Source organism: Streptomyces sp. NPDC001663 (assembly GCF_042893105.1).
Lineage (GTDB): Bacteria > Actinomycetota > Actinomycetes > Streptomycetales > Streptomycetaceae > Streptomyces.
Map to the genome: position 1 here is coordinate 392,709 of NZ_JBIAUR010000011.1, position 11,414 is coordinate 404,122.

At 68.4% G+C, this 11,414-nt stretch carries 11 protein-coding genes; 8 read left to right on the top strand and 3 right to left on the bottom strand.

Features of this window, described 5'->3' with window-relative positions:
* Positions 1–143: 143 nt before the first annotated feature.
* Positions 144–440: a DUF397 domain-containing protein gene (locus ACFY1L_RS34005; protein WP_388832704.1), complete on the bottom strand. Its 297-nt coding sequence runs from the start codon at positions 438–440 to the stop codon at positions 144–146.
* A 284-nt stretch (positions 441–724) separates the two neighbouring features.
* Between ACFY1L_RS34005 and rpsO the strand changes: the two genes are divergently transcribed.
* The 5 genes from rpsO (at position 725) to ACFY1L_RS34030 (ending at position 6,199) form a co-directional block, all read left to right on the top strand.
* Entirely contained in the window at positions 725–1,012 is a 288-nt protein-coding gene (gene rpsO, locus ACFY1L_RS34010) for a 30S ribosomal protein S15 (protein ID WP_361279136.1), read from the top strand.
* A 336-nt stretch (positions 1,013–1,348) separates the two neighbouring features.
* The gene (locus tag ACFY1L_RS34015) at positions 1,349–3,565 is read left to right on the top strand and encodes a polyribonucleotide nucleotidyltransferase (protein WP_388832708.1); all 2,217 of its coding nucleotides are present in this window, start codon (positions 1,349–1,351) and stop codon (positions 3,563–3,565) included.
* The gene (locus tag ACFY1L_RS34020; RefSeq protein ID WP_388832711.1) at positions 3,562–4,941 is read left to right on the top strand and encodes a M16 family metallopeptidase; all 1,380 of its coding nucleotides are present in this window, start codon (positions 3,562–3,564) and stop codon (positions 4,939–4,941) included. Before ACFY1L_RS34015 ends, ACFY1L_RS34020 begins: the two co-directional genes overlap by 4 nt.
* A 40-nt stretch (positions 4,942–4,981) precedes the next feature.
* Positions 4,982–5,734 carry a 4-hydroxy-tetrahydrodipicolinate reductase gene (dapB, locus tag ACFY1L_RS34025; RefSeq protein ID WP_388832714.1) on the top strand — a complete coding sequence of 251 codons (753 nt, stop codon included), beginning with the start codon at positions 4,982–4,984 and terminating at the stop codon, positions 5,732–5,734.
* Positions 5,735–5,746: 12 nt separating this feature from the next.
* Positions 5,747–6,199, top strand: a complete 453-nt coding sequence (locus ACFY1L_RS34030; protein ID WP_388832717.1) for a hypothetical protein — start codon at positions 5,747–5,749, stop codon at positions 6,197–6,199.
* A 78-nt stretch (positions 6,200–6,277) separates the two neighbouring features.
* On the opposite strand, the gene ACFY1L_RS34035 is transcribed toward ACFY1L_RS34030, so the two are convergent.
* Positions 6,278–6,832 (bottom strand): hypothetical protein, encoded by a 555-nt coding sequence (locus ACFY1L_RS34035; RefSeq protein WP_388832720.1) that lies wholly within the window; start codon positions 6,830–6,832, stop codon positions 6,278–6,280.
* 90 nt (positions 6,833–6,922) lie between these two features.
* Positions 6,923–7,159, bottom strand: a complete 237-nt coding sequence (locus ACFY1L_RS34040; RefSeq protein ID WP_388832723.1) for a hypothetical protein — start codon at positions 7,157–7,159, stop codon at positions 6,923–6,925.
* Between the two features lie 211 nt (positions 7,160–7,370).
* Between ACFY1L_RS34040 and thyX the strand changes: the two genes are divergently transcribed.
* The 3 genes from thyX (at position 7,371) to ACFY1L_RS34055 (ending at position 11,033) form a co-directional block, all read left to right on the top strand.
* Positions 7,371–8,108 carry an FAD-dependent thymidylate synthase gene (gene thyX, locus ACFY1L_RS34045; protein ID WP_388832726.1) on the top strand — a complete coding sequence of 246 codons (738 nt, stop codon included), beginning with the start codon at positions 7,371–7,373 and terminating at the stop codon, positions 8,106–8,108.
* Positions 8,109–8,319: 211 nt separating this feature from the next.
* Positions 8,320–9,219, top strand: coding sequence for a 4-hydroxy-tetrahydrodipicolinate synthase (dapA, locus tag ACFY1L_RS34050; RefSeq protein WP_388832729.1), 900 nt, complete (start codon positions 8,320–8,322; stop codon positions 9,217–9,219).
* 128 nt (positions 9,220–9,347) lie between these two features.
* Positions 9,348–11,033: a ribonuclease J gene (locus ACFY1L_RS34055; protein WP_388832732.1), complete on the top strand. Its 1,686-nt coding sequence runs from the start codon at positions 9,348–9,350 to the stop codon at positions 11,031–11,033.
* Positions 11,034–11,414: the final 381 nt, after the last annotated feature.

Sequence of the window (11,414 nt, forward strand, 5' to 3'; positions counted from 1 at the left end):
CCTCCCTGGGGCCCGCCCGTGGGGTTCTTAGCGTGGCGTTGTTTGGTTGTGTGTGTGTTTTTTCTGGGCTTTTTTTTTTGGTGGGGGGGGGGGGGGGGGGCCCCCCCCGGCCCCCCACCCCCCCTCGTCGTATCCGCGAAGGCTCACGCGTCCGCCGCGAGCCCCCCGTCCTGCGGCGCCGCCTCCAGATCGAACTCCCCGTCCCGCGCGCCCAGCACGAAGGCTCGCCACTCCGCCTCGGTGTAGCGCAGCACGGTGTCCGGATCGAGCGAGGAGCGCATGGCCACGGCACCGTCGGGAAGGTAGGCGATCTCCACCCGCTCCTCGTGCTCCTCCGTACCGGGTGCGCTCTGCCACTCGACGCCGGAGATGTCGAGGGCGTACAGCTCGTCCCGCTCCCGCTCCTTGCGCGCCTTGATCTCCGCTTCCGTCTCCGCCATGCCGCAGCGACCCCTTCCCGACCTACGAAAACGATCTGTGCGCTCACCCTAGTGGCCGCTTCCGCACCGTCCCCGGCCTTTGGAGACCTGTGCCAGGGCGCCCACCATTGCCTGGTACCCTGTGTGACGGCCGTTTGTGTACGCACCCCCGGAGCCCCCCGCAGGTTCACCCTGCCGGCCCTGGAGGCCGCGCCCAGCGGATCCCCGCCTCCCGAGTCACGGAAGCTCCCCTGAGTAGCAGACCAGGGGCACTCGGCGGCAACCACAGATCATGAGGAGTACGCGTGTCGCTCGACGCCGCTACGAAGAAGTCCATCATCGCCGAGTTCGGTACCCAGGAGGGTGACACCGGCTCCCCCGAGGTCCAGGTCGCTCTGCTGTCCCGTCGGATCTCCGACCTGACCGAGCACCTCAAGACCCACAAGCACGACCACCACTCCCGCCGCGGCCTGCTGATCCTGGTCGGTCAGCGCCGCCGCCTTCTCCAGTACCTGGCGAAGAAGGACATCCAGCGCTTCCGTACGCTGGTCGACCGCCTCGGCATCCGCCGTGGTGCGGCGGGCGCCAAGTAAGACGCCGTGAAGGGAGCGGTTCCCGAGAGTGGGGGACCGCTCCCTTTGCCGTACGTACGGAAACGTGCGGAGTGTCACTGGCGCTTTGTACTGTGGTAGCACAACGCAATACGTACGACACAGAGTGATGAGCCGCACCCGTAGGGGTAGGCCGACATCACAAGACGAACGAGGAGAAGCGCTACCTCGCCGCCGCCGGTCCTCGGTAGTGGCCCCCGGGGGAAAGCGAGCCCCGGGTGCTTCGATCGAAGACCGGCCCGCACTGAATGGAGCGCTTCTCCGCAACCGTCCCCCTGCCACACGGGCAGGAGGGACGAAGACGAGGAGAAAACGCTAGTGGAGAACGAGACCCACTACGCCGAGGCCGTCATCGACAACGGCTCCTTCGGCACCCGCACCATCCGTTTCGAGACGGGCCGCCTGGCCAAGCAGGCCGCCGGCTCCGCCGTGGCGTACCTGGACGACGACACCATGGTGCTGTCGGCCACCACCGCCTCCAAGAACCCCAAGGACCAGCTCGACTTCTTCCCGCTGACGGTGGACGTCGAGGAGCGGATGTACGCCGCCGGCAAGATCCCCGGCAGCTTCTTCCGCCGTGAGGGCCGTCCCTCCGAGGACGCGATCCTCACCTGTCGCCTCATCGACCGCCCGCTGCGTCCGTCCTTCAAGAAGGGCCTTCGCAACGAGATCCAGGTCGTCGCCACGATCATGGCGCTCAACCCCGACCACCTGTACGACGTCGTGGCGATCAATGCCGCCTCCGCGTCCACGCAGCTGGCCGGTCTGCCCTTCTCCGGTCCGATCGGCGGCGTCCGCGTCGCGCTGATCAACAACCAGTGGGTGGCCTTCCCGACGCACTCCGAGCTCGAGGACGCCGTCTTCGACATGGTCGTCGCGGGCCGCACCCTGGAGGACGGCGACGTCGCGATCATGATGGTCGAGGCCGAGGCCACCGACAAGACCATCCAGCTGGTCAAGGGCGGCGCCGAGGCCCCGACCGAGGAGGTCGTCGCCGCCGGTCTGGAAGCCGCGAAGCCCTTCATCAAGGTGCTCTGCAAGGCCCAGGCCGACCTCGCCTCCAAGGCCGCCAAGCCGACCGGCGAGTTCCCGATCTTCCTCGACTACCAGGACGACGTCCTGGAGGCGCTCTCCGCCGCCGTCCGCCCGGAGCTCGCCTCCGCGCTGACGATCGCGGGCAAGCAGGAGCGCGAGTCCGAGCTGGACCGCGTCAAGGCGCTCGCCGCCGAGAAGCTCCTGCCGGAGTTCGAGGGCCGCGAGAAGGAGATCTCCGCCGCGTACCGCTCCCTGACCAAGCAGCTCGTCCGCGAGCGCGTGATCAAGGAGAAGAAGCGCATCGACGGCCGTGGCGTCACGGACATCCGTACGCTCGCCGCCGAGGTCGAGGCCATCCCGCGCGTGCACGGCTCCGCGGTGTTCGAGCGTGGCGAGACCCAGATCCTGGGCGTCACCACGCTGAACATGCTCCGCATGGAGCAGCAGCTGGACACGCTGTCGCCGGTGACGCGCAAGCGCTACATGCACAACTACAACTTCCCGCCGTACTCCACCGGTGAGACCGGCCGCGTCGGCTCCCCGAAGCGCCGCGAGATCGGCCACGGCGCTCTCGCCGAGCGCGCCCTGGTCCCGGTCCTGCCGACGCGCGAGGAGTTCCCCTACGCGATCCGCCAGGTCTCCGAGGCGCTGAGCTCCAACGGCTCGACGTCCATGGGCTCGGTCTGCGCCTCCACCATGTCGCTGCTGAACGCCGGTGTGCCGCTGAAGGCCCCCGTCGCCGGTATCGCCATGGGCCTGATCTCCCAGGACATCGACGGCGAGACGCACTACGTCACCCTCACCGACATCCTCGGTGCGGAGGACGCCTTCGGTGACATGGACTTCAAGGTCGCGGGTACCAAGGAGTTCGTGACCGCGCTCCAGCTGGACACCAAGCTGGACGGCATCCCGGCCTCGGTCCTGGCCGCCGCCCTGAAGCAGGCCCGTGACGCCCGCCTCCACATCCTCGACGTGATGATGGAAGCGATCGACACGCCGGACGAGATGTCCCCGAACGCCCCGCGGATCATCACGGTCAAGATCCCCGTGGACAAGATCGGTGAGGTCATCGGCCCCAAGGGCAAGATGATCAACCAGATCCAGGAGGACACCGGCGCCGAGATCACCATCGAGGACGACGGCACCATCTACATCGGTGCCGCCGACGGCCCGGCCGCCGAGGCCGCCCGCGCCACGATCAACGGCATCGCCAACCCGACGATGCCCGAGGTCGGCGAGCGGTACCTGGGCACGGTCGTGAAGACGACGACGTTCGGCGCCTTCGTCTCCCTCCTCCCCGGCAAGGACGGTCTGCTGCACATCTCGCAGATCCGCAAGCTCGCCGGCGGCAAGCGCGTGGAGAACGTCGAGGACGTCCTCGGTGTGGGCCAGAAGGTCCAGGTCGAGATCGCCGAGATCGACTCCCGCGGCAAGCTCTCGCTCGTCCCCGTGATCGAGGGCGAAGGCGACGAAGACAAGAAGGACGACACCGACAAGTGACGTCGAGCAGCTCCACGGCGACGGCCCGCACCTCTTCGGAGGCGCGGGCCGTCGCCCGTACCCAAACGCTCATCAAGGGCGAGAACGGCATCGGCACGGTCCGCAAGACCACCCTCCCCGGTGGCCTGCGCATCGTCACCGAGACCCTGCCCTCGGTCCGCTCCGCGACCTTCGGCATCTGGGCCCACGTCGGCTCCCGCGACGAGACGCCGGCCCTGAACGGCGCCACGCACTACCTGGAGCACCTGCTCTTCAAGGGCACGACCCGGCGTAGTGCGCTGGACATCTCCTCCGCCCTCGACGCGGTCGGCGGCGAGATGAACGCGTTCACGGCGAAGGAGTACACGTGCTACTACGCGCGCGTGCTCGACGCCGACCTGCCCCTCGCCATCGACGTCGTCTGCGACATGCTGACGGGCTCGCTCATCCTCGAAGAGGACGTCAATGTCGAGCGCGGCGCCATCCTCGAAGAGATCGCCATGACCGAGGACGACCCGGGCGACTGCGTGCACGACCTGTTCGCGCACACGATGTTCGGCGACAACCCCCTCGGCCGCCCCGTCCTCGGCACGGTCGACACGGTCAACGCCCTCACCGCCGACCGCATCCGCCGCTTCTACAGGAAGCACTACGACCCGACGCACCTCGTCGTGGCGGCCGCGGGCAACATCGACCACAACAAGGTCGTACGACAGGTCCGCGCGGCCTTCGAGAAGGCGGGCGCCCTCAAGAACCTGGACGCCTCGCCCATCGCCCCGCGCGACGGCAGACGCGCCCTGCGCACCGCGGGCCGCGTCGAGCTCCTCGGCCGCAAGACCGAGCAGGCGCACGTCGTCCTCGGCATGCCGGGCCTGGCCCGCACCGACGACCGCCGCTGGGCACTCGGCGTGCTCAACACGGCCCTCGGCGGCGGCATGTCCTCCCGCCTCTTCCAGGAGGTCCGCGAGAAGCGCGGCCTGGCCTACAGCGTGTACTCGTACACCTCCGGCTTCGCCGACTGCGGCCTGTTCGGCGTCTACGCCGGCTGCAGGCCCTCGCAGGTGCACGACGTGCTGAAGATCTGCCGCGACGAGCTCGACCACGTCGCCGAGCACGGCCTGTCGGACGACGAGATCGGCCGCGCCATCGGCCAGCTCCGCGGTTCGACGGTTCTGGGCCTCGAGGACACCGGCGCGCTGATGAACCGTATCGGCAAGAGCGAACTGTGCTGGGGTGAGCAGATGTCCGTCGACGACATGCTGGCCCGGATAGCCTCGGTCACCCCGGACGACGTCCGCTCGGTCGCCCGCGACATCCTGGGACGGCGGCCCTCGCTGTCGGTCATCGGCCCGCTGAAGGACAAGCAGGCGTCCCGTCTGCACGAGGCCGTCGCCTGACACCCCTCCGGTAACAACCCCCGGTTAAGGAAGCAAGAAGATGAGCAAGCTGCGCGTGGCGGTCCTCGGTGCCAAGGGCCGGATCGGTTCCGAGGCGGTACGGGCCGTGGAGGCCGCCGAGGACCTGGAGCTGGTCGCCGCCCTGAGCCGGGGCGACAAGCTGGAGACCCTGGCCGAGACCGGCGCCCAGGTCGCCGTCGAACTGACCACACCGGACTCGGTGATGGCCAACCTCGAGTACTGCGTCGGCCACGGCATCCACGCCGTCGTCGGTACGACGGGCTGGACCGACGAGCGCCTCGCGCAGCTGAACGACTGGCTGGCCGCCTCCCCGGAGACGGGCGTCCTCATCGCGCCCAACTTCTCCATCGGGGCTGTCCTGAACATGAAGTTCGCGCAGATCGCCGCGCCCTACTTCGAGTCGGTGGAGGTCGTCGAGCTCCACCACCCGAAGAAGGTCGACGCCCCCTCCGGCACCGCCACGCGCACCGCCCAGCTCATCGCCGAGGCCCGGCGCGAGGCCGGCACGGCCCAGGCACCGGACGCCACGGAAACCGCGCTCGACGGCGCGCGGGGCGCGGACGTCGACGGGGTCCCGGTCCACTCCGTCCGCCTCCGTGGCCTGCTGGCCCACCAGGAGGTCCTGCTGGGCGGCGAGGGCGAGACGCTGACCATCCGCCACGACTCCCTCCACCACAGCAGCTTCATGCCGGGCATCCTGCTCGGCGCCCGCCGCGTGGTGACCACTCCGGGTCTGACCTTCGGCCTGGAACACTTCCTGGACCTGAACTGAGCACCTGACGTCATGCGCGCGAAGATCTCCTACGCCATAACGGCCGCCGTCCTGGTCTTCTACTTCGTCCTGGTCGGCAGCCGCGGCGTCATGCTCATCCAGTCCGGCACGGTCATCACCGTCACCTTCGGCGTGGCCGTGCTGATCCTGCCGGTCATCGGTCTGTGGTTCCTGTGGAAGAACACCCAGTTCGTCCGCAGGGCCAACGCCCTCGCCGCCCAACTCGACGCCGAAGGCGGCCTGCCCGTCGACGAGTTGAAGCGCACACCCGGCGGCCGTATCGACCGCGACTCGGCCGACGAGATCTTCGCCAAGCGCAAGGCCGAGACGGAAGCGGCCCCCGACGACTGGCGCAGCTGGTTCCGCCTCGCGGTCGCCTACCACGACGCCCGCGACACCCCGCGCGCCCGCAAGGCGATGCAGCGGGCGATCGCGCTGCACGACGGCAGGACGGCCGAGGCCTGAGACGTGCGGCGAAGGGGCCGGCCCGCACCACTGCGGACCGGCCCCTTCGCATGAGGCATACGCGTACGAACTTCGAGATCAGCCGCGCCGGTTCTCCGCCGCCCACGCCTCGATCGTGTCCGCCGCGCGGTCGAACGACCCCGCCCGGGCCAGGAAGTCGGCGTTGTGCGTGGTCAGCAGCACCGGCGCGTCCTGCGGGGAACGGTCCCTGCGTACGAGGATCAGCGCCTGCCCCTGAACCGTGCGCGGCAGCCCGAGCCAGCGCACCGGCTGCTGCGCCGTCCGCACGGCGATGATCCGGTCCCAGGGCGTCGTACCGGTGCTGAGGAAGCGCACCTGGCGCAGCCCGCGCGCACTCACCCACACACCCATGCGCAGCAGCCGCAGGGAGGACGCGATGACGGCAAGCGCGATGCCGAAGACCACGCCGGCCTCGGGGGGCGACGCGGTGAACGCGATGATGACCGCCGCGAACAGCACGAACGAGGCGAGCAGCAGGCACAGCGCGGCCACGCCCACACGCCACGGCCCGGGACGGTAGGGACGCCGCCAGCGGTCGCGGTCGTCGAAGGGCAGCGCGAGATCGTCGGCTGTCTCGAAAGCGCGGTCGGCCGTCAGGAAGGGCAGGGGCACGGCTGGTCCTCACTCAATCCATGCGTGGGCTGTGCCCGGTGAGGTTATCCGCCCGTGTGCCTGCTCACCACCCGTGGGGGTCCGATGGAGTCAGCGCCCCTGGGACGCCTGTGACTGCTGAGCCGGTGTGCCGGTGTCGGTGGAGAGCGCCGGCATGCCGAGGACCAGGGAGCCCACCAAGCCCGCGACGATGGTGAGCCCGAGCAGCCAGCGCCCGGCCATCTGACCGGCGGACGCCCGCTCACGAGGCGGGGGAGCGACATTGCTGCGGAACCTGTCGGCTTCGGCAAGGAAGGCGAACGGGACGGGTTCGCGCCGACGGAACATGGGGGTGTTTCTCCTTCGGGATCGAGCTTGGCGTCGAACGAATGACTGTCGTCTACACAGACGCGCGATCGCCTCAAAAGGTGCCCGGTTTCGCCGAATTCACAGAATTTCGCTGACGTATGTCGCGTCCCGGCACCGAACGCCCCGTTGTCAGTGCCGGGCCGTAGAGTGGGCGCCGCCCGCCAGAAGTGATGGAAGGACCCTCCGAGTCGTGACCGACACCGCCGACGACCTCAAGCCCAGCTTCCGCAGCGACGTCACCGTCGAGCTGGTCAAGCACACCGCGTCCGACGCCGACGTGCTCTTCGCCGCCCGCGTCTCGACCGTCGGAGAGCAGTCCCTGGACGAGCTGGGCAAGGACCCCGAGCGCTCCAAGGGCCTGATCAACTACCTGATGCGCGACCGGCACGGCAGCCCGTTCGAGCACAACTCGATGACGTTCTTCATCAGCGCCCCCATCTTCGTCTTCCGCGAGTTCATGCGGCATCGCGTCGGCTGGTCGTACAACGAGGAATCGGGCCGGTACAGGGAGCTCCAGCCCGTCTTCTACGTCCCCGGCGAGTCCCGCAAGCTCGTCCAGGAGGGCCGACCCGGCAAGTACGTCTTCGTGGAGGGCACGCAGGCCCAGCAGGAGCTGGTCGGCCGCGCCATGGAGGACTCCTACCGCCGGTCCTACGAGACCTACCAGGAGATGCTCGCCGCCGGTGTCGCCCGCGAGGTCGCCCGCGCGGTCCTCCCGGTCGGCCTGTTCTCCTCGATGTACGCCACCTGCAACGCCCGCTCGCTGATGCACTTCCTCGGCCTGCGCACCCAGCACGAGATGGCGAAGGTCCCGTCCTTCCCGCAGCGGGAGATCGAGATGGTCGGCGAGAAGATGGAGGCCGAGTGGGCCAAGCTCATGCCCCTCACCTACGCCGCCTTCAATGCGAACGGACGCGTGGCGCCGTAACGCACCCCCGTCCCCCAACCGGGCACAGATGTACGGGTCAGCCTCGCGAAGTGTCCGTATTGCGGCATTTGGAGAAGTTCATCTAGCCTGATCAAACGGACCCGGTACTGCTTGAACCCCCGAGCAGGCAGTACCGGGCTCCGCATTTGTCCGGACTTATCCCGCACCCCAAGGGCAGACCACGTATTGAGCAGCGAGTAGCGTGTTACCCATGGCTCCGACCTCCACTCCGCAGACCCCCTTCGGGCGGGTCCTCACCGCCATGGTCACGCCCTTCACGGCGGACGGCGCACTCGACCTCGACGGCGCGCAGCGGCTCGCCGCCCACCTGGTGGACGCAGGCAACGACGGCCTGATCATCAACGGCACCACCGGCGAGTCCCCCACCACCAGCGACGCGGAGAAATCGGATCTCGTACGGGCGGTCCTGGAGGCCGTAGGCGACCGGGCGCACGTGGTCGCCGGCGTCGGCACCAACGACACCCACCACAGCATCGAGCTGGCGCGGGCCGCCGAGAAGGTGGGCGCACACGGCCTCCTGATCGTCACGCCGTACTACAACAAGCCCCCGCAGGAAGGCCTGTACCGCCACTTCAAGGCCGTCGCCGACGCCGCCGAACTGCCGGTCATGCTCTACGACATCCCGGGCCGCAGCGGCGTCCCGATCAACACCGAGACGCTGGTCCGGCTCGCCGAGCACCCGCGGATCGTCGCCAACAAGGACGCCAAGGGCGACCTCGGCCGCGCCAGCTGGGCCATCGCCCGCTCCGGCCTCGCCTGGTACTCCGGCGACGACATGCTGAACCTTCCGCTGCTCTCCGTCGGAGCCGTCGGCTTCGTCTCGGTCGTCGGCCACGTGGTCACCCCCGACCTGCGCGCCCTCGTCGAGGCCTTCGTTTCCGGAGACGTCCAGAAGGCCACCGAGATTCACCAGAAGCTGCTCCCGGTCTACACGGGCATGTTCCGCACCCAGGGCGTCATGACGACGAAGGCCGCCCTCGCCCTCCAGGGCCTGCCCGCCGGACCGCTGCGCGCGCCCATGGTCGAATGCACGCCCGAGGAGATCACCCAGCTCAAGATCGATCTTGCCGCCGGCGGGGTACAGCTCTGATACCAGACTTCACAACTGAATAAGCAGGCCACCGGTGCCTGCGCCCCACAACGACAACTGCTCATGCACGAACGTCACGCACGCCACGTGCCCAACCGGTACGTGGCGTGCGTGGTGAGGAGAGTCTTTTGAGTCATCCGCATCCTGAACTCGGCCCGCCCCCGCCGCTCCCCGAAGGCGGCCTACGGGTCACCCCGCTCGGCGGTCTCGGCGAGATCGGCCGAAACATGACGGTCTTCGAGTACGGCGGCCGCCTTCTGATCGTCGACTGCGGAGTGCTCTTCCCCGAGGAGGAGCAACCCGGAATCGACCTGATCCTGCCGGACTTCACGTCCGTCCGGGACCGCCTCGACGACATCGAGGGCATCGTGCTCACGCACGGCCACGAGGACCACATCGGCGGTGTCCCCTACCTCCTGCGCGAGAAGCCGGACATCCCGCTGATCGGCTCCAAGCTGACCCTCGCACTCATCGAGGCCAAGCTCCAGGAGCACCGCATCCGCCCGTACACCCTCGAGGTGGCAGAGGGGAACCGCGAACGCGTCGGACCCTTCGACTGCGAGTTCATCGCGGTCAACCACTCCATCCCGGACGCTCTGGCCGTGGCCATCCGCACCCCTGCAGGCATGGCCGTCCACACAGGCGACTTCAAGATGGACCAGCTGCCGCTGGACGGTCGTCTCACGGATCTTCACGCGTTCGCACGACTGAGCGAGGAAGGCATCGACCTGCTCCTCGCCGACTCGACGAACGCCGAGGTTCCGGGCTTCGTCCCGCCCGAGCGCGACATCTCGAACGTCCTGCGCCAGGTCTTCGCGACCGCCCGCAAGCGGATCATCGTGGCGAGCTTCGCCAGCCACGTCCACCGCATCCAGCAGATCCTGGACGCGGCGCACGAGTACGGCCGCCGGGTCGCCTTCGTCGGCCGCTCGATGGTCCGCAACATGGGCATCGCCCGCGACCTCGGCTACCTCAAGGTCCCGCCGGGCCTGGTGGTCGACGTCAAGACGCTCGACGACCTCCCCGACCATGAGGTGGTCCTGGTCTGCACGGGCTCCCAGGGCGAACCGATGGCGGCCCTGTCCCGCATGGCCAACCGCGACCACCAGATCCGCATCGTCGACGGCGACACGGTGATCCTGGCGTCGTCGCTGATCCCCGGCAACGAGAACGCGGTGTACCGCGTCATCAACGGCCTGACCCGCTGGGGTGCCAACGTCATCCACAAGGGCAACGCCAAGGTGCACGTCTCGGGCCACGCTTCGGCCGGCGAGCTCCTGTACTTCTACAACATCTGCCGCCCGAAGAACCTGATGCCGGTCCACGGCGAATGGCGCCACCTGCGCGCCAACGCCGAGCTGGGCGCCATGACCGGCGTCCCGCACGACCGCATCGTCATCGCCGAGGACGGCGTGGTCGTCGACCTCGTCGAGGGCAAGGCGAAGATCTCGGGCAAAGTCCAGGCGGGTTACGTCTACGTCGATGGTCTTTCCGTCGGCGACGTGGGCGAGCCTGCGCTCAAGGACCGCAAGATCCTTGGCGACGAGGGCATCATCTCGGTCTTCGTGGTGGTGGACTCGTCCACGGGCAAGATCACGGGCGGGCCGCACATCCAGGCCCGCGGATCGGGCATCGACGACTCCGTCTTCGGCGACGTGGTGCCGAAGATCGCGGAGGTTCTTGAACGCTCGGCCCAGGACGGCGTGGTGGAGCCGCACCAGCTGCAGCAACTCATCCGTCGAACCCTCGGCAAGTGGGTCTCCGACACGTATCGGCGGAGGCCGATGATCCTCCCCGTCGTGGTCGAGGTCTGACCGGCGTACGACCCCTCGTACGCGTGAACCCGGAGCGAGGCGCCTCGATTTGCATCGAGGCGCCTCGCTCCAGTACGTTTACGGCTCCGCCAGAACGGGAACCCGGCCGCCTCGTGCGCCGGAACCAGTCCCCGGAGCGGGTGGAAATTCCGACTCAGAATCTCTGATAAAGTCGGATCCGCCGGAAAGGGAAACGCGAAAGCGGGAACCTGGAAAGCACCGAGGAAATCGGGACCGGAAACGGTCTGATAGAGTCGGAAACGCAAGACCGAAGGGAAGCGCCCGGAGGAAAGCCCGTGAGGGTGAGTACGAAGGAAGCGTCCGTTCCTTGAGAACTCAACAGCGTGCCAAAAATCAACGCCAGATTAGTTGATACCCCGT